Raw genomic sequence first — 23,228 nt, 5'->3', positions numbered from 1 at the left:
AACAGCTCCGTTTACTTTGTCTAACAGTACTTTTGTTTTCCTTTGCCTTTCTTTCCTACGATCAGTTCAACCATCCTGTTTTCCTCCTTAGACACATATAATAATTTTGAATAAAATTGCTATTGATATGCTTCAAATTATAGTGCATTGTGAATAAAATTGCAAGGGCTTTTTGAAAAAAACTGGTAATTTTAATCAAGCTTTACTGCTCTCTTTCATTTTCCATTTGTGCTTTTGCTTTCCTTCCGATCCGGGCAGTGCTGTTCATGATACTGGCCCGGGTAACCTTGTCGTTTCCGTACTTCAGACGGATGGAATCCAGTGCTGCATCCAGTTTCTGCTGGCGTTCCTTCTTGTGAGTATCCTCAAAAAAGGACAGCTGTTCAAAGGAATCATCCGTAAGACCGGTCAGTGATACTCCCAGGAGCCGGAGTGGCTGTCTCATCCAGGACTCCTGAAAGAGGTTTTGGGCATTTCTGTAAATCTCTTCTGTGATATCGGTGGCATTTGGCAGTTTAGTCTGATGAGATTTGTTTCGAAAATCCAGGGTACGGAAGGTTACAGAAATGCAGGTGCATTTTTTCTTTTTGCGGCGCATGCGGGCGGCCAGAATATCGCATTGTTCCAGCAGAATCGGAAGTGCCTGCTCCAGTGAGACCAGATCATCGTTAAATGTAGTTTCCAGACTGAATCCTTTTGCTTCATCAGGTTTTGCTTTCACAGGGGAATCATCAAGGCCACGGGCATACTGACATAACTGCTGTCCTGCTTTTTCACCGAGAAGTGCCTGTATCTTTGTTTTTTTTTCATGAGCCAGATCTCCGATGGTTCTGATCCCTGCGTCCTGCAGTTTTTTTTCAGAGGATCTGCCAAGAAAAAGAAGCTCTCTCACTGGAAGAGGCCACATTTTTACAGGGATTTCTTCCGGAAATAAAGTATGCACTTTATCTGGCTTTTCGAAATCAGAGGCCATTTTTGCAAGAAGTTTATTGGTGGAGATGCCGATATTTACGGTAAAGCCGAGTTCTGTACGGATCTTATCCTTCAGCTCATGGGCAGTTGCCACCGGATCCGGGTAAATATAGGAGGTTCCGGTCATATCCAGAAAAACCTCATCAATGGAAAAGGATTCCATTACCGGTGCATAGGATCCACAGATTTTTTTGAAGGCTCTGGAACATTTATCGTATAATTCAAAGTCAGATGGAACGGCCACAAGATTCGGACATTTGCGAAAAGCCATAGCCATAGGCTCTCCTGTCTGGATTCCGTACTTTTTTGCAGGAATGGACTTGGCGACAACGATGCCGGTACGTTTACTGGGGTCTCCGCCAATACAGGAAGGGATGTCTCTCAGATCCGGAAGTCCCATCTTTACTCTTTTTGCTGCTTCCCAGGAAAGAAAAGCACTGTTTACGTCAACATGAAAAATCAATCGTTCCATATAGGGTTCTTCTTTCAATTGTATAAAGTGTGTCTGTTATATCTATTTACAGATTTTTGCAGACAGCTGATCAAAAAGGTTCCGATATTCCTCTTCCACCTGTGAAAAAGGGTATTGCCGGTATTGGATCGGAACATGGACAACCGGTTTTGGAGTGTCCGGTGTTTCATTCAGAAGATATTTCAGGTCATACCAGAGCAGGTCATTGTCGATCTCCTTCAGCTTCTGCTCTTCTATGGCAGAAAGTCCGGATCCCAGATATTTCTGATAGATAATGTTTAAAAGAGCTTCCTCCTGTTTCCGATACTCAGGAAGACTTTTCTTAAATGGTCTTGGAACATCGGACATATAACATTCGCTGGCATCGTGAAGAAGGGACGCCAGTATAAGACGGCCGGAATAGCCACGTGCTTCGGCTTCTTTGGCACAGAGGATGCAGTGTTGCCCTACAGAGAAAAAAGTCCTTACATGACCATTTCCGCGGCATAGAAGAGAAAGTGCGTGTGCAATGTCCTCAATGCAGATCAACTCTTCGTCCGGATGTGTCGGATCAAAATGTTTTCCAGTGTATGTGGTAATGCAGTCGCCCATAAAATGTTACGCCTTTCTTTAAGCTTATGAATAAATATGATTATTTATTATAAACACCCAGAGAAAGTGTGTCTATATGATCGCGAAATAAATTTCGGGAACTGTTACAGAAAAAACAAAAGAAATACATGGCTGTTTTACAAATATGAGTGATTCTGTGCTATAATACAAAAAAACGACAGGGAGATCATCAGCGATGAAACATATGGAAGAAATGAAGATTGCCGGATTAGCCATGGCATTATGTATCGTGATGCTGGGAATCTATATCGTCGTCCCAAAGGATGGAACGGTTTCTCATCTTACTGCTATTCCGGATAATAATGCGGCGGAGCCTGTTACAGATTCTACATCAGAGGGAACTGCTGATGCGGATTTTCCAATCTATACAGAGGACAGCTACAGCAGTGAGCCCGAGAGTTCTGACGATACTGGGGACGGAGATTCCTACACGGAAGAGCCGACTTATGATCCAGGTGATAATTCTTACGACGGCAATACGGATAGTGAAGTCAATGGAGCAGATACATCTTCAGATGGAACCGGTGAAGACGCAGGCAATTCTGAAGATCCGGACAGTGGCTCAGGTGAAGTGGTCGATGACAATGATTCCAGTGGTACTTCGGATACGGATCTTGATAGCAGTGAGACCGAAGATACCGGCAGTGATGGCACCAATGATACAGTAGAAATTAACTGAATGAATAAAAAAGCAGATCTGCGAAATAAAATTTCAAACAGATCTGCTTTTTTGTATGGAATCCTGTCAGTTGATGTTCTGGAGCAAGGATGTCATTTCCTGATAAAGAACATCCTTTGAGGATGCACCCATGACGATGGAAATAAATGGCTTCCCATAAGCATTCTGGCTTAAAAGTGCCAGACAGTTACCGGCTTTATCGGTTGTTCCTGTTTTTCCTCCAAGGATAGTGACATCCTTAGGAGTTGCTGCCTCTCCGGTAAGATAATGATCTGTAGCGGGTAAGGTAGCACTTGCATCGGAGCCATCGGAATGCTTATAGCTAACTGTATAAGATGCCATTTGTGTGATGTCTGTAAACTCCGGATAATTCAAGGCTTCTTTCAGCATCAGATAAATGTCATAAGGCGTTGTATAATGATTTTCGTCCTGAAGACCATGGGGATTGGTAAAGTGAGTTCCTGTACAGCCAAGTTCTGCAGCAAAGCTGTTCATCATCTCTACAAATTTATCTGTTGATCCACCTATATGTTCCGCAATGGCAGATGCTGCATCATTGGCAGAATAAACAAGAAGACAATGAAGAAGCTGATCCATGGTAACCTGATCTCCCGCCTGGAAACCAGCTACCTGAGAACCGGATTCCAGGGTAACATTCTCCTGTGAGATCGTTACTGTATCGTCCATGTTTCCATATTTCAGTGCAAGCATAGCTGTCATGATCTTTGTGATGCTGGCAGGATAAACCTTGTTGTAGGCACCTTTTGCATAGAGTACCTTTTTATCACTGAGATTCAGAAGCACACCGGACTGGCTGTCATCCAGACTGACAGAATCCAGAGCAACATCTTTTGTAACAACACAGAGATCATGGGCGAAACCTGCCGCGCGCTGCTCTTCTTTGGAAGTCAGAGTATTATCAAATTCGGAGAATGCATTGAAAGAATTTGCAGGAGTGGAAAAATCTCCGCCCTTCAGCATGTAAACACCAAAACCGCCAGCTGTGCATAGTACGATCAGCAGAAGAAGGAGAAAAATGGTGTTGCGGATCCTTTTACGACGCATCCGTTTCATCCGGGTATTTTGAGCTTTACGTCTGGCAGAAACAGTTCTGTCAGACGGCATGGAAGTTGTTTTTGTCCCCTTGGAAGCTGTATGTGCAGCCCGGGAAGCCTGACCTCTGGAAGGATTGCCAGAACGTATATGATTTTTTACAGGTTCTTTACGTGTCATAAGTATTCCTCTTTCCGAAAGTAGGTATCCGATTTCTGACCTTTTTTCTGTAATTCTTTATTATATGCACTGCTCTGCAGTCCTACATTGAGAACAAGTCCCATACCCATAAACAGACTGATCAGAGAAGTAAGACCATAGCTTACAAAAGGAAGCGGAGTACCTGTGTTTGGTGCAAGGCCGGTAGCAACACAGATGTTGATGAAGCTCTGTATGGAAACAATGCTTCCAACACCGCAGCATATGATCTTACCGGCAAGATCCTTGGCCCGCAGGCTCATACGGATACATTCAAAGGTGATCAGAAACAGCAGCAGTACGATCAGAGTACAGCCGATAAATCCGTACTGCTCTCCAGCCACCGCAAAAATAAAGTCGGTCTGATTCTCAGAAACAAAGTTTCCATCATTTACGGATGTAACACTGGTGTCATTACTGAAAGCACGTCCCACAAGCTCTCCGGAGGCGATGGCTGTTTTTGAGTTGTTCTGCTGTTCAATATCATCTGCGTATTCTTCGTTCTCCGGATACAGGAATGACATGATACGGTTTCTCTGGTAATCCTGTATCAGTTTCTGATCCGGCTGCACGATAATGGACAGAAAGATGATGGCCAGAGGAATCGCGATCAAGGCTACACCTCCGATGATCTTATAACTAAGTCCTGCGATGTAGATCAGAATACAGAACAGGACTGTTACGGTGATGGTGTTTTTCATATCCGGCTGTACATAGATCAGCATCAGTGGGATGACCAGAAGGACAGCTGATTGTATCAGAGTCTTTAAGGTATTCAGATCTTCCTCATGATCCATAAAAAATTTGGCAAAAAACAGGATAATGATGATCTTTGAAAGCTCGGTAGGCTGGAAACGGATAAAACCTAAATCCACCCATCTGGCAGCACCATTGGCGCTGGATCCGAAGAACCGGACAGCCAGAAGCATAACGATATTAAATCCATACATGATCCATTGAAAATTCAGCAGCCAGGAATAATCCATCAGTGAAAGGATCAGCATAAAGACCACACCGATGATCACACCCAGAAGCTGACGTGTGCGAAGGTAGTCGGCAGCTGTTCCTACAAGCTGAATTCCAATAAAGCTGATCGCCAGGAGAAAGATCACCAGTCGAAAATTGTAAAACCGCAGCTTATACTGTTTAATCATAAATTATGCATCTCTTTTCTTAAGTACGGGTATGACTGCATGCAGAACAGGTGGTTCCTGTGTGATCTGTATGGTCACCCCTGGTTCATCAATTACAACGTATTTTTTTACGGCATGTATCAGATCGTTCCGTAAAAGCTTCATCATCTGTGGAGAACAGTCTATGCGTTCCGATACAAGAAGAAGCTTCATCCTGTCGCGTGCATAGCCTGCAGAGTGGTTTTTTCCGGAGAAAAATCCCATAATCATTCCTCCTGTGATGAAAAATGTCAGACAGCAAAGAGTCTGTTATTTTCGAAAAATGCTGCCAAGACGGTGGAATACACCATTTTTCCGACGGACAGTAACATAAGGGACTTCTTCGCCCATAAGCCTCCGGCAGATATTGCGATACTCTTCTTCTGCCTGAGAATTTTTTCCGGATAAAGGTTCTCCCTGATTTGTGGAGATCACGATCTGTTCATCATCCAGGATCGCACCGATCAGATCTACAGCCAGGATTTCCAACACATCTTCTACGGACATCATATCACCTCTGGCGATCATTTCCGGTCGAAGCCGGTTGATGATCAGCCGGATATCCCGGAGCCCTCCGGACTCCAGCAACCCGATGATACGGTCTGCATCCCGGATCGCGGAAACTTCCGGTGTGGTCACGACCAGTGCACGGTCCGCTCCGGCTACTGCATTTTTGAATCCCTGTTCAATTCCTGCCGGACAATCCAGAAGGACATAATCGAATTCTTCCCGGAGATCATCGGTAAGCTTGATCATCTGTTCCGGAGATACGGCAGTTTTGTCCTTGGTCTGGGCAGACGGAAGAAGATACAGTTCTGAATGCCGACGATCCCGGATCAGTGCCTGTTTCAGGCGGCAGCTCCCATTGATCACATCAACCAGATTGTAAACAATACGGTTCTCCAGTCCCATGACAACATCCAGATTTCGGAGTCCGATATCGGTATCTACAACTGCAACCCTTTTTCCCATGGCAGCCAGTCCGGTCCCGATATTTGCCACGGTGGTGGTTTTTCCAACACCGCCTTTTCCAGATGTAATGACAATGACTTCACTCATGTTTTCTGATTCCTCCTATAAAATGTTCCACACTTCTGGTATCCTCATAAAGTTTGTTTAGTCATTCGATACATTACTGGTATCGCTTGCTGCATAGCCAGTGAGAATGGTGCTTTCATCTGCAAGTCCGAAAATGTATTTAAAGATATCATTAGCTGCAAGGCAGGCATTACCGGATGCATATCCGTTTGCGATTCGAACAGATATTGCGTACTTGGGATCAGAAACAGGCGCATATCCGATAAAAAGTGCATTGTTCGGATGATAATAGTCAATCTCGGCAGTACCGGTTTTTCCTGCTGCTTCAACTCCAAGTCCGTTAAACTGATCATGAGTCTGCACCACACGATACATACCGTCATGGATGTCATCCCAGATATTGCTGGAAAGATCCAGCTGTCCAGTTGTTTCGGAAGGATATTCCTTTATAAGTTTTCCTTTGGAATCCGTCACACGGTCCAGAAGGGAAAGTTTATAGATCGTACCGGAAGTGGCGATCGTTGACGCATAACGTGCAAGCTGGCTGGTCGTAAACGCATTGGTACCCTGTCCAATATAGGAAGGGACGGCGTTCTTGTCAGAAACCTGCGGAGAAGCCTCGGAAATTTCAATGCCGGTTTTCTGATCCAATCCCATGAGGGAAGCATATTTCTGAAGTATTCCAAGACTTCTGGCTTCAGAAAAATTACCTTCGGAATCTTTACCAAGTTCGAAACCAATCGTAGTGAAAAATACGTTACAGGACTGCTCAATGGCTTCACGGATATCGAGAGAACCGTGGCCCTGTTTATTCCAGCAGTTGATCGGAGGTGTTACAAGGTCAAAGCTTCCTGTACATTCAATATATGTGCCATCATCTATTACGCCCTCAGACATGCCGGCAACAGTAGATAAGATCTTTAAGGTAGATCCTGGAGCCGTCTTCTGCTGTGTTGCCTTGTTGAAGAACGGGCTGGAAAGATCTGTGGAAAGCTTTGCATAATAATCGGTGTCCATATTGTTGGTCAGACGATTATTATCATATCCCGGATAGGAAACACATGCGAGAACATTTCCGGTTGTAGTATCTGTGATCACCGCAGATGCAGAGCACGGAGCCAACGCAAGCTGGGCCGGTGTGATCTCAAGATTTGCGATCTTGCGATACATGAAGGTGTAGGCATCAAGACCACCGGAGGCCATTGTCTGATACAGTTCGTCTTCTTTTGAAAGAACGCCCTGTTCATAGAGAACAAGACACAGCTCTTCTCCACTGATGGTGTCTTCCTGAAGCATATATTTATACAGAAGCTTTGAAAAGCCTGTATCTGTCTTCAGGTAATCAATGATATAGGCGGTAAGAGCCTGATAGATCTCTTCAGAATCCAGATATTCTCCGGAGGTTGAGATCTGGGAAATATCGATCCAGTTCTGACTGGCAGCATAGTTCAGATAATCCTTCAGACTGATACTCTGGTCATTTTTCCAGGCTTTGTATGTTTCATCTGAGGTATCAATGGAATCACTTTTCAGTACCTTCAGGGTATTGGTAAGAAGATCATCACAGATATAGGTAAGATATTCCTGCATCTGCGTATCTTCATCCTTATAGGCTGGAGGATTGTCACCTGTCAGCCTGTTACTTATTGTATCAAAAACCTGTTGCTGTTTTTGCTGAAATTTGGCGTATAAATTTTTTCTGTATCGGAAGCATCTGCATCGCTGAATTTATTGATATCGATCACACTGTTTGCAATCAGTGCATTGTATACATCATAGATTGGGATGGTGATCTTACTTGCATCTTTCTCTGCTTCATAATCAAAGCTTTTATTTGGTGTCAGTTTAGAGAGGACAATACCGGCAACACGCTGTTCCAGGATCTGGTAAATACTCTTCTGCCAGTCGGAATCAATGGTCAGATAAACATCGTTTCCGGCCACAGGATCAACAGTTTTGGAATTGTCGATATCAAGGACTTTACCAAGATTATCAACTGTGACCGTTTCTTCTCCATCTTTTCCCTGAAGTTCAAGCTCCATATACTGTTCGATCCCGGCTTTTCCAACAACCGCATCATTGGAATAATCAGGATTATCCTTACGAAGGGTTTCCAGTTCTTCAGAAGAGGCCTGGCCTGTGTAACCGAGGATCGGCGCCATACTCTCATCGTCCACATATTTTCTGGTGGAATCTTCTACAATGTCAATACCCTGGAGAGCGGCCTGATTTTCTTTTATGGCTGCCACAGATTTTTCACTGACATTTGTTGCAATGGTCACCGGCATATATTTCTTGAAACTGTTGGTGTTCAGCTGATAGCGCATGATCGCAATTTCGAGGATTTCCTGTTTGGTAAGCTCTTCCGGAAGAGAATGTGCGGCAAGTTCTTCCGGGGTGTAGGCATCTTTTCCGTAAAGAACGATAGAAAATCCGCTGCTTCCGGTAAGATGATCCATGATCTGAGCTGCGGTTGCGTTTTTCTGCTCATCACTGAGATCATCAATCTGTGCTTCTCCGTAAATATCCGCACGGAAACGGTTAAGAGTAAATCCTTCATCTACATCAAAAGCATAGTCGCCATGATCATTGACGGTAATATGAAAATTATCAGATAAGCTGTCCCCGTTTTTGGAAAGGATCTGTAATACCTGGTAGGCGATACCGTTCAGAGTCAGATTCTTTTCTCTGGTGCTGTTGTATGTACCGCTATCTTCGAATGTGACAGAATATGCAAGTACATTGGAGGCGACAACTGTGCCGTTACGGTCATAAATATTACCACGGGTGCTTTTGATCACGCGTGTTTTGGTAGTACGTGTCTGAAATTTACTGATGTAATCCTCTCCCTGTATGATCTGCAGACTGAAAAGCTGCCGGACCAGGACAGATGACAGAAAAATAAATACGATCACAAGAACTGTAGTACGTTTCAAACGGATTTTTTTAATGATTTTTTTTATTTTAATTCCCAAATAGACTCACTTTCTTTCCTTACAGTATCCATTAAGTGGTAGTTGATCCAGTAAAATACCCGGTATACGATGATGGTGAGAAAAACCGTATATACAATCTCGGGGATAATGATCCTGTATATGTAGGTCCAGAATCCAAGACGGCCTCTGAGCAGAAACTGGAGGCCATACACAGCCAGATTATAAAGAAGATCTGTTCCTGCTACAAGAAAAGCGGAACTTTCAGATCATCATCATAAAAACTACGGAATGCATAGCCGCTGATAAAACCTATATACATATAGATCAGTGCATAAAATCCAAACAATGATCCATAAAAGAGATCGACAAAAAGCCCGGAAAAAATCCAGTCCACAGACCGACTTTTCTTCCACGCATAAGTCCCATGGATACACACAGAATCAAAAGCAGATTTGGAGTGATGGATCCAATGGAAATACGGTCCATTACTGTGCACTGAAGGAGAAAACAGACAATGATAGTGATAAATAATATAATCCTATTTTTCATTGGACGCATCCTCCGATTTGTCTATCGCGTCCTGTTTATTGGTGGTGATCACAAATACATCTTTCAGATGACCGAAATCAACCGGTGTAACGATCGTACCTGTTTTTGTCAGGTTATTGGGATCCTGCTGGATCTCACTGACATAACCAATAAACAGTCCTTCCACATATTTTTCACTGATGTTCGAGGTGACAATACGTTCTCCGACTGTTACCTTGTTATCCTGATCGTAAAGCTGCTCAAAGCTTAATTTGCCTTCATCGATCAGTTTCAGATCTCCAGTGACAACGCAGTTGTCGGAAGTACTGACTGCCATGGCACTGACATTGCTGCTGTCATCGATGATGGAACGGACAGTAGCCCAGGAAGGTCCCACTTCTGTAACGATACCCACAAGACCCTTTCCGGCGATCACGTTGTTATCAACCCGGATCCCGTTATTACTGCCTTTGTTGATCATAAAGGTATCATACCAGTTTCCGGGATCTTTGGAGATTATCCTTGCGGCAACCTTGGGATAGTCGGTATATTCCTGATCAAGATCGTAAAGTTCCTTCAGGCGTGTGAGCTCTGTCTGGTCCTGGATCAGGATGTTATTCTGTTCCGTAAGACTGTTGATCTGACTTTTCAGCTCTTCGTTTTCCTGAAGCACGTCCTGTTTATCACGAAGATTGTTTTTTACATTTCCAAATATATCGCTGACACCGGCGATCCCCTTTTCAAAGGGAACGATAAGAAAACCGGCTGCTTCCTGAAGTGGTGCGGAAGAGGTTCCGGAGGCTGCTGTAGCTACAATGCAGCTTCCACAGAAAAGTGTCATGATTACCAGAAGATGTTTACTTTTTAAATTAAAATGAAAACGCACTTTTTTTCGGATGTTTTTCATTATATATGCCCCTTTACAGTTTTTTCTGCTTTACCGGCTGGGCCCATTTGCGCAGGTTTCTGTCGCGGATGATCTTTTCCAGGCCGTATGCTGCAGAAGTTTCATACAGATCAGAAAGATTAAAGGCAAATCCTGTATAGCTAGCCAGATAGTTATCTATATAAGGAAGCCGTGTACTGCCGCCGGTCAGATAAATGCCCTCTTTTGCGATATGATAAGCGATCTGTGGCGGGGTACGTTCCAGAAAAGATTTCATCTCTGCTGCGATCTGGTTCACACAGTTGGCGATCCCTTCATTAACAACGTAGGCAGAAATAACTTCTTCTCGTGGAAGTCCGGAAATACTGTCGATTCCGACTACTTTTCGGGCTTCTTTTTTCTGATCATTCAGTCTTCCCATAACTACTTTCAGACGTTTTGCAGTTCGTGTTCCAATCTGAAGATTATAATGTTTTCGGATCTCGCTGCAGATAGATTCGTTCATCTGTCTGCCTCCGATGGGGATCTTACGGCTGATGATGATCTTGCCGTCGGTTATGATGGAAAACTCTGTACTCTGTGCACCGATGTTTACGATCATGCTGCCCTGATTCTTTTCAGGGTCGATTCCCATGGCAATGGCATCTGCAATAGGGGCCTCCACCATAAAAACACGGTTTTTCCGCAGCCAGTGACCATTGACCAGATGATAATATGCCCTCTTTTCGATAGCAGTCATATCAAGTGGTACGGAGAAATACATGTCTGCTCCGAGACCGGATGTATGATCGATTTTTTTTATCATGCTGTAAAGGACGATCTCCTGCAATTCCAGATTTGCCAGCATACCGAAAGCCATAGGAGAATTTACGGAAATATCTGCAGGTGATTTTTCAAACATTTCATAAGCTTCGTTCCCTATGGCAAGGATCCGGCGTCCTCTGTAGGCTACCATGTTCTTTTCTATGTAACTTTTGTTTCTGAAAAATGAATAGACTTTTACAGAGCTGCTTCCAAGGTCTACTCCGTAATTATTTCTAAAAAGCATAAATCTGTCCCTTCACTTAAGTATATTCATCAAAAATCCCTTTTTCGCGGAAACTGACATACCTGTGATCACCGATGATGATATGATCCAGAAGATGGATGCCGAGGAGTTCACCGCAATGGTAGATCCGTTCCGTAACATCCAGATCAGCCTGACTGGGGGAGGGATCACCACCCGGATGATTGTGGACCAGGATCAGGTTCACCGCCCGATACTTTACAGCTTCTACAAAGACTTCTCTTGGTGTGATCAGTGTGGCATTGACTGTACCGCGGCTTAAAAGCTGTTCCCCCGACAAATGGTTATGTCCGTCCAGCATCATGCAGTAAAGCAATTCCTGCTCTTCATGCCGGAGCCGCTCCATATAATATTTCGCAATGGTTACCGGATGGTGAAAAGACAATTCCGGTTTTGCAGCTGCGGTTGCCATACGCTTGGAAAGTTCCCCGATACATTTCAGCTGTATGGCTTTTACCTTACCGATCCCATGGATCTTCATCAGTTCCTGCATGGAAATATGAAACAGTCCAAGCAGGCCACTGTATCCGGTCTGTTTCGATAAATTCAGGATTTTATTTGCCAGAGTCAGGGAACTGGATCCCTGTACGCCACAGCGCAGGATCACGGCAAGAAGCTCTCGATCGCTTAAGGACTGTTCTCCCTCCCGCAGACATTTTTCATACGGACGCTGATAATCTGGCATTTCCATTATAGTATCTTTCATATGATTTCCCTTTTCGCTCTCGAAGAAGGGGATGCAAAATTGCAGAAGTTATTTTAGCATAAAAAAGCAGGGATGTACACTCTATCCCGGAAATTTCCACTTTTTTCACATTTTGTTTACAGGCAGGGCATAAACAGAAGCGACTGCTTCTGCCACCTTGATCCCGTCCATCGCTGCGGATGTAATGCCTCCGGCGTAACCGGCGCCCTCTCCGCAGGGGTAGATCCCTTCTATATTGGAAGTGAGCTTTTCGGTTCCCGAACGATCCGTACAGGAGAAGAGGTACGGCTTTCTACTCCTTCCAGCAATGCATCCGGTCGGTCAAAACCGGAAAGCTTTTTTCCAAAAGCATGGATTCCTGCTTCAATGGAATCGCCGATCTCTTTCGGGAAAATACTGCGGACATCGGTAAGTGTATAAGCTCCTTTGATACAGGGGATCACATCTCCAAGCCTGGTACTTTTCTGATGGGTACAGTAATCTTTGAAAAGCTGTACCGGAATTTTTCCTTTTCCGGCTTCCCAGGCAGCGCGCTCCAGTTTTCGCTGCAGAGCGATTCCGCCGAGAACTCCCTCTTCAGGAAAATCAGAAGGGTTTACCGTAACGATGATAGCACTGTTGGCATTATGGCTGTCACGTGCCTGATAGCTCATACCATTCACTGCAAGCATACCTTCTTCAGAAGATGCATTTACAACATATCCGCCGGGACACATACAGAAAGAATAAACGCCACGTCCGTTTTCCAGTGTATGGGTAACCTTGTAGCTGGATGCACCCAGACGGTCGTTTTCCGGTTCCCCGTAAAGATCCTGGTTGATCATAGTCTGCGGATGTTCCACACGTACCCCCACTGCAAAAGATTTCGGCTCCATGTTAATATTGTGTTTTCCAGCATGGCAAACGTATCTCTGGCGCTGTGGCCGGGAGCAAGAATGCAGATTTCTGCCGGTATTTCCTCTTTTGCATTGACAATGACTGCAGTAAGCTTCCGGTCACGGATCATCAGATCAGTTACTGTGGAACGAAAACGGAATTCCCCGCCCATTTCTTCAATCTGATGACGCATAAACTGAACGATACCTACAAGCTGATCTGTGCCAAGATGAGGCTTTTGCTGGTAAAGGATCTCAGAGGGAGCTCCTGCCTCCACAAATCGGGAAAGAACTTCCCTTCCTCTTCCAAAAGTATCTTTTACCAGAGTATTCAGCTTTCCATCGGAAAAAGTCCCTGCACCGCCCTCTCCGAACTGTACATTGGAATCCGGATCCAGGATGCCGTTTTTCCAGAAATTTTCCACGGTTTCCTGGCGTTTGTCTGCTTCTTCTCCCCGTTCCAGTACCAGTGGACAGTACCCGGCTTTGGCCAGGTACCAGGCACAGAATAATCCTGCAGGTCCGCTTCCGATCACTATAGGACGATGGGACAGAGTTTCAGAGCCAGATGAGGGGAAATGATATTTTTTCTCGGAGGTTAACATAATATTTTTATCGTGAATCTTTTTGAGAACACGGGATTCGTTATCCAGTTTAATATCTACAGTGTAGACAAATTTTTTGTCCTCTTTGTGCCGGGCATCCAGAGATTGTTTTCGGATCTCATAGGTGAACGGCTGATTTCCAAGACGAAGCATTTTTGCTATTTTTCGGTGAAGCTGCTCTTCTGTATGAGTGATGGGAAGCTTCAGCTGTGTGATCCGGATCATTTTTCTTCCTCCTTTGCTGCCCAGATACCGGCGGCAGCTCCGCTTGACCACGCCCACTGCAGGTTATAACCTCCGCAGGTACCGTCAATGTCAAGGAGCTCTCCGGCAAAATAAAGACCTTTATGAAGCCTGGACTCCATGGTTTTGCTGTGAACTTCAGACGTATCCACTCCACCGGAACAAACCTGTGCCTGTTCAAAGGAAAGGCCGTTTTTTTACCGGGAGACGAAAATCGGTGATCCCGCGGATAAGATCCTTCTGTGCACATAAAACACGGATCAGTTTTTCAGGAAAAAGTCCGATGAGAAGTTCTTTTTCTGTTTTGTAAGGACAGGCTGCTTTTCTGTGCTCCAGGTATTCTTTCAGCTCTTTCCGGTTCAGTTCCGGAAAAAAATTTATGGAAAGCTCCACATTTTTGTTTTCATGGACGGCACGGATAGCATAGCGGGAAATCTGGAATACCGGGATCCCGGATACACCGTAATCGGTAAGCTGCAGCTCTCCTTGCTGGGAGACTGTCGGTGTGTCGTCTATATAAAGTGTTATCTTCCCTTCTGTCCGTACACCACTCCAGCCGGAAAAAGAATTTCCCTTACATTTCAGAGCTGTCAGTGCGGGAAGGGGTTCAATCAGATGATGTCCGAGACTTTTTGCAATTTCATATCCGCTTTCGCAGGAACCTGCAACGGAAGACGCACGGGAACCATTTGCAAGGATCACCGCATCACCACTGTAGGTCCATCCGTCCGTATGGATCTTCCATTGTCCGTCTGCAAAAGACACGCCGGTAACGGTCTGATTGGTTTTCAGCTTTACCTTCAGGCTGCGTGCCTTCATGACAAGAACATCTACCACACTCTGTGCCTGGTTGCTTCGGGGATAGATCCATCCGCTGCGGTCTGTGGTACAGATTCCCAGTTCCTGAAAGAATTTCAGAGTTTTTTCCACAGGAAACTGTGCTAGGGCATCCATGGCAAATTCAGGATGAGATCCCCGGTAAGCGTTTTCATCCTGATTCAGGTTCGTCATATTACAACGGCCGTTTCCCGTAGCACAGATTTTTCTGCCGGGACGGTCATTTTGTTCCAGAACCGTAACTGCAGCTCCGTATACAGCAGCCTGAATAGCTGCCATAAGACCGGAAGCACCGGCTCCTATGACAAAGATCTGTTTTTTAAGTCCGGTCCTTCGGATTTTTTCATAATCTCACAAGTTCCTTATCAACCATATACTGAAGAGATTTCAGGATTCCCAGCTTTGCATGCTCCCAGGTGAGACCACCCTGGAAATAAACTGCATAAGGCGGTTTCATAGGACCATCGGCAGAAAGCTCGATGGAAGAACCCTGGATGAAAGCACCTGCTGCCATGATCACCTGGCTGTCATATCCCGGCATATCCCACGGCTCCGGTGTTACAAAGCTGTCTACCGGTGCAGCAGCCTGGATACCCTGGCAGAATGCTACAAGACCCTCCGGTGTTCCGAGAGTGACTGCCTGGATGATATCCTGACGTGGCTCTGTGCTGTTGGGAACTACCGGGAAACCAAGCTTTTCGTAAATGTTCGCTGCAAAAACAGCGCCCTTTAAAGCTCCTTTGGTGATCATCGGTGCAAGGAAAAATCCCTGATACAGAGAACGGTTTACACCAAGAGTTGCACCGACTTCCATGCCCAGTCCCGGGCAGGTCATACGGTAGGAAGCATTTTCCACACAGTCTTTTCTTCCTGCGATATAACCACCGATAGGAGCAAGGCCGCCACCTGGATTTTTGATCAGGGAGCCGACCATGATATCTGCACCTACATCACTGGGCTCGATGGTATCTACGAATTCTCCGTAGCAGTTATCTACCATGCAGATCACATCCGGCTTGATCTTTTTTACAAAAGAGATCAGCTCACCGATCTGTTTTACGGAGAAAGAAGGACGGGTCTGATAGCCTTTGGAACGCTGGATGGTTACCAGCTTTGTTTTTTCATTGACTGCTTTTCTGATGTTTTCATAATCAAAGGTACCATCCTCGAGAAGATCCACCTGACGATATTTTACGCCATATTCCGCAAGGGAACCATTGGACGGGCGGATACCGATCACTTCTTCCAGGGTATCGTAAGGCTTTCCTACAGGGGAAAGAAGCTCGTCACCGGGGCGCAGGTTTCCGAAGAGAGCAATGGCAAGTGCATGAGTTCCACAGGTGATCTGCGGGCGTACCAGGCAGGCTTCTGTGTGGAAGGTATCGGCATAGACCTGCTCCAGAGTCTCGCGGCCAAGGTCGTTGTAGCCATAACCGGAAGAAGCTCCGAAACAAGCCTCACTGACACGGTTCTTCTGCATGGCGCGGATAACCTTCATCTGGTTGTATTCTGCAGTCTTATCAAATTTCTCAAAACGTTCTTTCAGGGAATCTTCCACAGATTTACCGAAATCGTAAACTGCAGAAGAGATTCCAAGCTGTGCATATAATTCTTTCATGATCATTTTTCCTTTTTATTTTATTTGGCAGGAAGGATTCCCTTTTCCCTGCATACAGAAAGCATGTAGGAAAGGATCCTGCTGTCATCGTAATCAAAGTTATCTTTATCTACCCAGGTTACTTCGTCTTCTCTGCGGAACCAGGTAAGCTGGCGTTTGGCGAAATGTCTGGTGTCACGTTTCAGGATGCGAACGGCTTCCTCGTAAGGGTATTCTCCGTCCATCCAGTCCAGGATTTCTTTATAGCCCAGTCCCTGCATCGAAACCATTCCTCTGTGGCAGCCCATTTCCCGGAGCTTTTTTACTTCTTCTACAAGCCCGTTTTTCAACATCTCATCCACTCTTGTGTCTATGCGTTCGTAGAGAAGGGGACGGGGTGCGTTCAGGACAAAGTATGCCAGGGCATAGGGGCTGGTATGTTCTTTCTGCTCTTCATTATGTTCGGAGATCCTGGTACCGTTCTGTTTATAAAATTCCAGGGCGCGTATCACTCGCTTGACATTGTTCTCATGGATGTCCTGGGCTGACTTGGGATCAACCTGTGCAAGCATATCATGAAGAAATGAAGGGCCTTTTTGTTCTGCCAGCTCTTCCAGCTCCCTGCGGTAATGGTCATCCTGGTTGGAACTGGTAAAATCAATATCTCTGGTTACGGCCTGAATATAAAATCCCGTGCCGCCTACCAGGATCGGGATCCGGCCTTTATCATAAATTTTTTCCATGGCTTCTTTTGCCATCTGCTGGAAAAGGACAATATTAAAATCTTCTGTGGGCTCCAACACATCCACCAGATGATGAGGGACGCCATCCATTTCTTCCGGTGTGATCTTGGCGGAACCAATATCCATATGGCGGTAAACCTGCATGGAATCTGCGGAGATGATCTCTCCGTTTACTGCTTTTGCAAGGGCAATGGAAAGTTTTGTTTTTCCCACGGCAGTAGGTCCGGTAAGGACGATAAGAGGTTTTTTCATAGATTTTCTCCGTTTATGATAGGTATCTTACACGATACGTTTAAATTTTTTCTAATCTCTGTCTTACTCATGGCAATGATGGTTGGCCTTCCATGAGGACAGTTATAAGGATTTTCCAGTGTCAGAAGTTCATCGATCAGCTTGTCGGCTTCCTGGGGTGACATGGAATGATTGCCTTTTACAGCAGCTTTGCAGGCCATAGTTGCAAGCCTTGCGGTAAACAGTTCAAATGCATCTTTGGAGCCGTCTGCAGTGAGATGGTCCAGCATTTCCAGAAACAGCTCTTCCTCTGTCATTCCCAGAAGACTGGATGGCACCGCACTGATACTGTACTCTCTTCCCCCAAAAGGTTCGATCTCAAAACCGAAATCCCGAAAATATTTTTCGTTTGCTTTTAACAGGTTTTCTTCCTCAAGGCTGAGTGAAACGATCAGCGGAGGGCTTACGTACTGAGACTGGATGTTCTGAGACTGGAACAGCTTTACGAACCGCTCATAATATACTTTTTCATGGGCCGCATGCTGGTCAATGATATAAAAATTATCTTCGAACTGTACCAGCCAGTAGGTGTCAAACAGCTGTCCGATCAGCCTGTGGCGGCTTCTGGATTCCGGGGCAAGAAGCCGTTCTTCGAAAAGTTCCAGCTGTTTTGGCGTTTCCTGTTCCAGGGATTTGATCGGCTCGTTGTTTATCTCAGGAGATGTCGATTCGGCAGGTTTTTCAGATATCACTTCTGGATCCGCTGTTTCTACAGCGGAAGTCTCTTTTTTCCGTCCTTCAGTGTGCCGGAAAACATTTCCTCTTCTTCTTTTGTAAAGGGCTGAGATCTATATACGGGATTTTCCCGCAGAGAACCCATATGCCTGTATTTATCTGTAAAAGAATCTGAAGAACTGTGAGCTGTTTCAGCTGAGCCATAGGAGGCTGTACTATTTGTCAACTTATTATAAGGTATCGATGAAACCGGCGCTGTACGTACTTCAGAAGCTGTCGGTGCAATATGGGAAGCTATATTCGCCGTCCGGTTCTGGTGTCCGTACATCTCCTGCCGTCTTTTTACCTCGAAAGGTTCCGGAACATTTCCTGGCTTCATCTGCTCGTTGTGAGATGTCGGTTCGTCTTTTCCCACAGATACCTGCGGGATTAGTTCTCTGTGAGTCAGTACCTTACGAACAGTTTCATAGATAGCCGTATAAACTTCGGTTTCTCTGGCAAAACGCACTTCTCTTTTTGCCGGATGTACATTAACGTCCAGGTCATTACCATCCATTTCGATCCGAAGGGAAACAAATGGAAATTTATGCTGCATGACCAGTCCTTTATACCCATCCTCAATAGCCTTGGTAATGATCTTGTTTTTACATACCGGCCATTGATATAATAATTCTCAAAAGTGCGGTTTCCTCTGGAAATCTCCGGTTTTCCCACAAAGCCTTCGATCTTCATAAAATCATTTTCATAGGAGACTTCCAGAAGTGCTTTGGCGATCTCCCGTCCGTAAACGCTGTAGATCACATCCTTTACGCTGTAATTTCCGGAACTGGAAAGTTTCACCTGACGATTCTGGATATATTTAAAGGAAATTTCCGGATGGGAAAGCGCCAGCTGTTCCATCAGCGTATTGATGTAACCGGCTTCTGTCATGTCGGATTTCAGAAATTTGCTTCTTGCAGGTGTGTTGTAAAAAAGGTTCCGGATCAGGAAGGTGGTTCCCTCCGGTGCGCCCATCTCCTCCAAAGACTGTTCTTTTCCACCTTCGATCACATAGCGGGTACCGCTGATCCCGGAAGGAGTCTTTGTGATCAGCTCCACCTGGGAGACGGCGGCAATACTGGAAAGTGCTTCACCACGGAAGCCAAGAGAGGCAATGTGGGTCAGGTCTTCTACTTTTTCAATTTTACTTGTGGCATGGCGGAGAAAAGCAAGCGGAACCTGCTCTGCATCCATTCCGGAGCCATTGTCCGTGATACGGATCAGCTTTTTTCCGCCGTCTGTGATCTCTACAGTAATAGCGGTAGCACCTGCGTCAATGGCATTTTCCACAAGCTCTTTTACAACAGAGGAGGGGCGCTCTACGACCTCTCCTGCTGCGATCTTATCAATGGTATTCTGGTCTAAAACTGCAATTTTTTTCAAGGGTCTCACCACCGGTTCTTAATTTTGTTCTGCAGGTTATAGAGAATGTTCAAAGCTTCCATTGGTGTCAGATTCCCGATCTCCAGGTTTTTGATCTCTTCAATGATATCATTGTCCTGTACCGTGTCAAACAGTGACATCTGTGCCATATCTAACTGATCATAGGTGATCTTCTGCTTTTTCTTTGGAGCAGTTAGATCTTTTACAGCTGCAGTGATATCTGCATCACTGAGCTCCTCTACCAGTTCCTTGGCACGCTGGATCACGGAATCCGGAACACCGGCAAGCTTGGCTACCTGGATACCATAGCTTTTATCTGCTCCGCCTTTTACGATCTTACGCAGGAATACGATATCGTCGCCTTTTTCCTTGACAGCGATACAGTAGTTGTTGACACCGGAAAGCTTGCCTTCCAGTTCGGTAAGCTCGTGATAATGGGTCGCAAATAAGGTCTTGGCGCCGCAGAGTTTGGTGTTGCTGATGTGTTCGATCACTGCCCAGGCAATGGAAAGGCCGTCAAAGGTACTAGTTCCACGTCCGATCTCATCCAGGATCAGAAGACTTCGGGAAGTGGCATTACGAAGAATGTTGGCAACCTCTGTCATCTCCACCATAAAGGTACTCTGTCCGCTTGCAAGGTCATCGGATGCTCCCACACGGGTGAAGATCCGGTCAACCACACCGATATTCGCACTGTCCGCAGGAACAAAGCTTCCGATCTGTGCCATCAGTACGATCAATGCTGTCTGGCGCATGTATGTGGATTTTCCGGCCATGTTCGGTCCTGTGATAATGGAGATACGTTTTTTGTGGTTGTCAAGATACGTATCATTTGGAATGAACATATCGTTTTCAATCATCTGTTCCACAACCGGGTGGCGGCCATTTCGGATATCAATGAGGCCGGTCTCATTGATCTTGGGCCGGACAAAGTTATTCCTCTGTGCAACCAGTGCAAGGGAAGCAAAAACATCCAGAGCAGCTACTGCCTTTGCAGTACGCTGGATACGGACAACCTCAGCTCCAACCTGATCACGGATATCTGAAAACAGTTCAAATTCTAATGCATAAAGCTTATCTTCTGCTCCAAGGATCAGATCCTCCAGATCCTTCAGCTCCTGGGTGATGTAACGCTCTGCGTTGGTAAGGGTCTGTTTGCGGATATAGTCCTCCGGCACGAGATCCTTGAAGGTGTTGGTAACTTCCAGGGAATAGCCGAATACACGGTTATATTTGATCTTCAGGCTCTTAATACCGGTACGTTCCCGCTCTCTTGCTTCCAATTCAGATAACCACTTCTTTCCATCTGTCCGGGAGCGGCGGAATTTATCCACATCTTCGTTATAACCTTCCCGAATGATACCGCCGTCCTTTTGGGCAAGGGGCGGATCATCAGCAATGGAATTACGGATCAGATCGGTAATGTCTGACAATGGATCCATGTCTTCGTTGATCTGCATAAGCAGCGGAGATTTAAATTCTGCAAGGATCTGCTTTATATAAGGCAGCATTTCCAGGGAAGAGGCAAAGGAAACCAGATCTCTTGGGTTGGCAGATTTATAGCTGATACGGCTTATCAGACGTTCCAGATCGTAGATCGGATTTAAGTATTCCCGGATCTCATCACGATCCATAGGTTTTGCGTTCAGTTCTTCCAGGGCACCAAGTCTCTTTTCGATTTCCTCTGCATCGATCAGAGGCTGCTCCACATAAGAACGAAGGGTTCTTGCACCCATGGCAGTTTTGGTTTTATCCAGAACCCAGAGAAGAGAACCTCTTTTCTGCTTTTCGCGCATGGTTTCCACAAGCTCCAGGTTACGACGGCTGGAGCTGTCGATGAGCATATATTTTTCAGCAGAGTAAGGGCGGATGCTTGCCATATGGGAAAGTGCTGTTTTCTGTGTTTCCTTCAGATACAGGAACAGTGCACCGGAAGCAATGATCCCGCTGTCATAATCTCCGATCCCGAGACCTTCCAGATTTCCGACGTGAAAATGCTCTTTCAGGGTTTTCTGGCACAGCTGGTCGTCAAAGTACCAGGGATCCAGAGCAAATACACAGATTCCAAGACGCCCCTTCAGATCCGCTACATCCACACCGCTTAAAAGAAAGGCGTCATTGCAGATGATCTCTGCAGGTGTAAATTTATTGATCTCATCCAGAAGCTTCTGAGGTTTATCCAGTTCTGTGAGAAAACAGTCACCGGTTGTGATATCTGCAATTGCACAGCCAAAATGCTCTCCAATGGAGACGATGGACATCAGATAATTGTTTTTGGACTCGTCCAGTGACATGGTATCCAGAGTAGTTCCCGGCGTGACAATGCGGACAACCTCTCGTTTAACAAGACCCTTGGCTTTTTTCGGATCTTCTACCTGTTCGCAGATGGCAACCTTATAGCCCTTTTCGATCAGCCGGTTGATATAAGTTTCCGCAGCATGAAAAGGAACGCCACACATGGGCGCTCTCTCTTCCAATCCGCAGTCTTTTCCTGTAAGTGTGATCTCCAGTTCCTTGGATGCAGTCAGCGCATCATCAAAGAACATTTCATAAAAATCGCCCAGACGGTAAAAAAGGATACAGTCGCTGTACTCTTCTTTGGTCTTTACGTATTCTTTCATCATCGGTGATAATACACTAATATCCTCCGGAAACCCAGTGTTTATGCGGCTTTTAGAAGTCCCAAATGTTGATTTGACCACATTATTACGATAGTTTTTTCCCTCGTTAGTGTTTTTGTCTATACTCAAGTATTTAAACCTCTCTTTAAAATTTTATCTCCATTTGCAAAATCAGGTTTCTGTTCCGTATTTTTGAATATACAGTTCGTATTCGTCATCTATATGTTCTTCTTCAATGTGTGTATAATAATTAGTCATTTTTTCATCAGAGTGTCCAGCTATTTTCTTTACTGTAGCGGCATCCATTCCCGATTGAATGCATCTTGTTACAAAAGTATGACGGAAAATATGAGGATGAACATCCATTAAATTCGGATCTCTGTTCTCTTTTTCTGCCAGAGCAATTTCATGTTTATTAACAATCCCAACAATCCGCCTGCATTCTGTTTGAGCTGATGATGGAAGATAACTTCTTCCTGAAGATGTTGTAAAAATCAGACCGGGATATTTTTTAAAAGTATATTTGATTTTCCCCAGTTTTTCCCCAGTTTTTCTTTATCACGATCCTGTTTTTCCTTCCAGCTCATAAAAGCAGCAATCACTGCATCCGTTAATGGAACCTTTCTATTGCTGGCACTTTTCTTTGGTGTTGTAATCTGAATAGTAGAATACCTTTCAGGAAGTTCATTTCCTTTCGAATCATAATATTTTGTAACTCTGTTTAAGGTTTTATATACACGAAGCTTTTCATGCTTAAAGTCAAGATCACACCATTCTAGGGCAAGTGCTTCCCCTATACGTAATCCTGTATGAAGAAGAATAAAAAAGAGTTCATAATACCGGGTATTCTTGCAGCTCTCAAGGAAACGATGAGTGTCATATATACTAAGACATTTTTCATCTTCTTGTTCCTGCATTATCTTCTCATCAGGTATTTCACCCGGTTCTTCTTTAGGCAGTTTAATATCGGCTACGGGATCTATGGGTATCATTTTTCCACT

Annotated in this window: 24 protein-coding genes and 1 pseudogene; 1 reads left to right on the top strand and 24 read right to left on the bottom strand. The window is 45.0% G+C overall.

Annotated elements, in window-relative coordinates:
* Positions 1-202: 202 nt before the first annotated feature.
* A complete protein-coding gene (locus CK1_RS04670; RefSeq protein WP_015525132.1) occupies positions 203-1,444 on the bottom strand; it encodes a DNA polymerase Y family protein in 1,242 nt (413 codons plus the stop codon).
* A gap of 42 nt (positions 1,445-1,486) precedes the next feature.
* On the bottom strand, positions 1,487-2,035 hold the full coding sequence (locus tag CK1_RS04665) for a hypothetical protein (RefSeq protein ID WP_015525131.1): 549 nt from the start codon (positions 2,033-2,035) through the stop codon (positions 1,487-1,489).
* 196 nt (positions 2,036-2,231) lie between these two features.
* On the opposite strand from CK1_RS04665, the gene CK1_RS04660 reads away from it, so the two are divergent.
* The gene (locus tag CK1_RS04660; RefSeq protein ID WP_015525130.1) at positions 2,232-2,735 is read left to right on the top strand and encodes a hypothetical protein; all 504 of its coding nucleotides are present in this window, start codon (positions 2,232-2,234) and stop codon (positions 2,733-2,735) included.
* A 66-nt stretch (positions 2,736-2,801) separates the two neighbouring features.
* Here the strand turns inward: CK1_RS04660 and CK1_RS04655 are convergent, their stop codons facing one another.
* The 22 genes and pseudogenes from CK1_RS04655 to CK1_RS04565 all read right to left on the bottom strand — a co-directional run.
* Entirely contained in the window at positions 2,802-3,968 is a 1,167-nt protein-coding gene (locus CK1_RS04655) for a D-alanyl-D-alanine carboxypeptidase family protein (protein WP_015525129.1), read from the bottom strand.
* A complete protein-coding gene (locus tag CK1_RS04650; RefSeq protein ID WP_015525128.1) occupies positions 3,965-5,140 on the bottom strand; it encodes an FtsW/RodA/SpoVE family cell cycle protein in 1,176 nt (391 codons plus the stop codon). Before CK1_RS04650 ends, CK1_RS04655 begins: the two co-directional genes overlap by 4 nt.
* 3 nt (positions 5,141-5,143) lie before the next feature.
* Positions 5,144-5,383, bottom strand: coding sequence for a cell division topological specificity factor MinE (gene minE, locus CK1_RS04645; RefSeq protein WP_015525127.1), 240 nt, complete (start codon positions 5,381-5,383; stop codon positions 5,144-5,146).
* A 45-nt stretch (positions 5,384-5,428) separates the two neighbouring features.
* Positions 5,429-6,217: a septum site-determining protein MinD gene (gene minD / locus CK1_RS04640; protein WP_015525126.1), complete on the bottom strand. Its 789-nt coding sequence runs from the start codon at positions 6,215-6,217 to the stop codon at positions 5,429-5,431.
* A gap of 57 nt (positions 6,218-6,274) precedes the next feature.
* Positions 6,275-7,786 (bottom strand): penicillin-binding transpeptidase domain-containing protein, encoded by a 1,512-nt coding sequence (locus CK1_RS04635; protein ID WP_015525125.1) that lies wholly within the window; start codon positions 7,784-7,786, stop codon positions 6,275-6,277.
* 53 nt (positions 7,787-7,839) lie between these two features.
* Positions 7,840-9,171 (bottom strand): penicillin-binding protein 2, encoded by a 1,332-nt coding sequence (locus CK1_RS04630; RefSeq protein ID WP_306288771.1) that lies wholly within the window; start codon positions 9,169-9,171, stop codon positions 7,840-7,842.
* Between the two features lie 285 nt (positions 9,172-9,456).
* The gene (gene mreD / locus CK1_RS18000) at positions 9,457-9,681 is read right to left on the bottom strand and encodes a rod shape-determining protein MreD (RefSeq protein ID WP_015525124.1); all 225 of its coding nucleotides are present in this window, start codon (positions 9,679-9,681) and stop codon (positions 9,457-9,459) included.
* The gene (gene mreC / locus CK1_RS04620; RefSeq protein WP_015525123.1) at positions 9,671-10,567 is read right to left on the bottom strand and encodes a rod shape-determining protein MreC; all 897 of its coding nucleotides are present in this window, start codon (positions 10,565-10,567) and stop codon (positions 9,671-9,673) included. The genes mreD and mreC overlap by 11 nt, the downstream gene beginning before the upstream one ends.
* A 13-nt stretch (positions 10,568-10,580) precedes the next feature.
* Positions 10,581-11,594 carry a rod shape-determining protein gene (locus CK1_RS04615; RefSeq protein ID WP_015525122.1) on the bottom strand — a complete coding sequence of 338 codons (1,014 nt, stop codon included), beginning with the start codon at positions 11,592-11,594 and terminating at the stop codon, positions 10,581-10,583.
* Positions 11,595-11,610: 16 nt separating this feature from the next.
* On the bottom strand, positions 11,611-12,318 hold the full coding sequence (gene radC / locus CK1_RS04610) for a RadC family protein (RefSeq protein WP_015525121.1): 708 nt from the start codon (positions 12,316-12,318) through the stop codon (positions 11,611-11,613).
* Between the two features lie 230 nt (positions 12,319-12,548).
* Entirely contained in the window at positions 12,549-13,193 is a 645-nt protein-coding gene (locus CK1_RS17995; RefSeq protein ID WP_353611124.1) for an NAD(P)/FAD-dependent oxidoreductase, read from the bottom strand.
* Positions 13,139-14,023, bottom strand: a complete 885-nt coding sequence (locus tag CK1_RS17990; protein WP_015525118.1) for an NAD(P)/FAD-dependent oxidoreductase — start codon at positions 14,021-14,023, stop codon at positions 13,139-13,141. Before CK1_RS17990 ends, CK1_RS17995 begins: the two co-directional genes overlap by 55 nt.
* The gene (locus CK1_RS17985; protein WP_353611123.1) at positions 14,020-14,193 is read right to left on the bottom strand and encodes an NAD(P)/FAD-dependent oxidoreductase; all 174 of its coding nucleotides are present in this window, start codon (positions 14,191-14,193) and stop codon (positions 14,020-14,022) included. Before CK1_RS17985 ends, CK1_RS17990 begins: the two co-directional genes overlap by 4 nt.
* 25 nt (positions 14,194-14,218) lie before the next feature.
* Positions 14,219-15,157: an aminoacetone oxidase family FAD-binding enzyme gene (locus CK1_RS04600; protein WP_015525117.1), complete on the bottom strand. Its 939-nt coding sequence runs from the start codon at positions 15,155-15,157 to the stop codon at positions 14,219-14,221.
* 64 nt (positions 15,158-15,221) lie between these two features.
* On the bottom strand, positions 15,222-16,496 hold the full coding sequence (locus tag CK1_RS04595) for a methionine gamma-lyase family protein (protein ID WP_015525116.1): 1,275 nt from the start codon (positions 16,494-16,496) through the stop codon (positions 15,222-15,224).
* Between the two features lie 20 nt (positions 16,497-16,516).
* Entirely contained in the window at positions 16,517-17,470 is a 954-nt protein-coding gene (gene miaA / locus CK1_RS04590; RefSeq protein ID WP_015525115.1) for a tRNA (adenosine(37)-N6)-dimethylallyltransferase MiaA, read from the bottom strand.
* On the bottom strand, positions 17,467-18,201 hold the full coding sequence (locus CK1_RS04585) for a DNA mismatch repair MutL family protein (RefSeq protein WP_306288770.1): 735 nt from the start codon (positions 18,199-18,201) through the stop codon (positions 17,467-17,469). Before CK1_RS04585 ends, miaA begins: the two co-directional genes overlap by 4 nt.
* A gap of 17 nt (positions 18,202-18,218) precedes the next feature.
* Positions 18,219-18,599, bottom strand: coding sequence for a hypothetical protein (locus CK1_RS17980; RefSeq protein WP_353611272.1), 381 nt, complete (start codon positions 18,597-18,599; stop codon positions 18,219-18,221).
* A gap of 90 nt (positions 18,600-18,689) precedes the next feature.
* Positions 18,690-19,615: pseudogene (mutL, locus tag CK1_RS04580) on the bottom strand (DNA mismatch repair endonuclease MutL); the annotation flags it as partial.
* Positions 19,612-22,230, bottom strand: coding sequence for a DNA mismatch repair protein MutS (mutS, locus tag CK1_RS04575; RefSeq protein ID WP_015525114.1), 2,619 nt, complete (start codon positions 22,228-22,230; stop codon positions 19,612-19,614). The pseudogene mutL and the gene mutS, both read right to left, overlap by 4 nt.
* Positions 22,231-22,398: 168 nt before the next feature.
* Positions 22,399-22,626: a tyrosine-type recombinase/integrase gene (locus CK1_RS04570; protein WP_306289068.1), complete on the bottom strand. Its 228-nt coding sequence runs from the start codon at positions 22,624-22,626 to the stop codon at positions 22,399-22,401.
* Positions 22,627-22,721: 95 nt separating this feature from the next.
* The coding region (locus tag CK1_RS04565; protein ID WP_306288769.1) for a site-specific integrase at positions 22,722-23,228 on the bottom strand (507 nt) is incomplete at its 5' end.

The organism is Ruminococcus sp. SR1/5 (assembly GCF_000209835.1).
In the GTDB taxonomy this organism is placed as follows: Bacteria; Bacillota; Clostridia; order Lachnospirales; family Lachnospiraceae; genus Blautia_A; species Blautia_A fusiformis.
The sequence above is the reverse complement of the archived record's forward strand: the minus strand, read 5'-3'. Positions and strand labels throughout refer to the sequence as shown.

What these genes read in the sequence shown, in the direction of transcription:
- CK1_RS04670 (WP_015525132.1), bottom strand. Translation starts at nt 1,444, where the DNA reads ATGGAACGATTGATTTTTCATGTTGACGTAAACAGTGCTTTTCTTTCC.
- CK1_RS04665 (WP_015525131.1), bottom strand. Translation starts at nt 2,035, where the DNA reads ATGGGCGACTGCATTACCACATACACTGGAAAACATTTTGATCCGACA.
- CK1_RS04660 (WP_015525130.1), top strand. Translation starts at nt 2,232, where the DNA reads ATGAAACATATGGAAGAAATGAAGATTGCCGGATTAGCCATGGCATTA.
- CK1_RS04655 (WP_015525129.1), bottom strand. Translation starts at nt 3,968, where the DNA reads ATGACACGTAAAGAACCTGTAAAAAATCATATACGTTCTGGCAATCCT.
- CK1_RS04650 (WP_015525128.1), bottom strand. Translation starts at nt 5,140, where the DNA reads ATGATTAAACAGTATAAGCTGCGGTTTTACAATTTTCGACTGGTGATC.
- minE (WP_015525127.1), bottom strand. Translation starts at nt 5,383, where the DNA reads ATGGGATTTTTCTCCGGAAAAAACCACTCTGCAGGCTATGCACGCGAC.
- minD (WP_015525126.1), bottom strand. Translation starts at nt 6,217, where the DNA reads ATGAGTGAAGTCATTGTCATTACATCTGGAAAAGGCGGTGTTGGAAAA.
- CK1_RS04635 (WP_015525125.1), bottom strand. Translation starts at nt 7,786, where the DNA reads ATGCAGGAATATCTTACCTATATCTGTGATGATCTTCTTACCAATACC.
- mreD (WP_015525124.1), bottom strand. Translation starts at nt 9,681, where the DNA reads ATGAAAAATAGGATTATATTATTTATCACTATCATTGTCTGTTTTCTC.
- mreC (WP_015525123.1), bottom strand. Translation starts at nt 10,567, where the DNA reads ATGAAAAACATCCGAAAAAAAGTGCGTTTTCATTTTAATTTAAAAAGT.
- CK1_RS04615 (WP_015525122.1), bottom strand. Translation starts at nt 11,594, where the DNA reads ATGCTTTTTAGAAATAATTACGGAGTAGACCTTGGAAGCAGCTCTGTA.
- radC (WP_015525121.1), bottom strand. Translation starts at nt 12,318, where the DNA reads ATGAAAGATACTATAATGGAAATGCCAGATTATCAGCGTCCGTATGAA.
- CK1_RS17995 (WP_353611124.1), bottom strand. Translation starts at nt 13,193, where the DNA reads ATGGAGCCGAAATCTTTTGCAGTGGGGGTACGTGTGGAACATCCGCAG.
- CK1_RS17990 (WP_015525118.1), bottom strand. Translation starts at nt 14,023, where the DNA reads ATGATCCGGATCACACAGCTGAAGCTTCCCATCACTCATACAGAAGAG.
- CK1_RS04600 (WP_015525117.1), bottom strand. Translation starts at nt 15,157, where the DNA reads ATGGCAGCTATTCAGGCTGCTGTATACGGAGCTGCAGTTACGGTTCTG.
- CK1_RS04595 (WP_015525116.1), bottom strand. Translation starts at nt 16,496, where the DNA reads ATGAAAGAATTATATGCACAGCTTGGAATCTCTTCTGCAGTTTACGAT.
- miaA (WP_015525115.1), bottom strand. Translation starts at nt 17,470, where the DNA reads ATGAAAAAACCTCTTATCGTCCTTACCGGACCTACTGCCGTGGGAAAA.
- mutS (WP_015525114.1), bottom strand. Translation starts at nt 22,230, where the DNA reads ATGATGAAAGAATACGTAAAGACCAAAGAAGAGTACAGCGACTGTATC.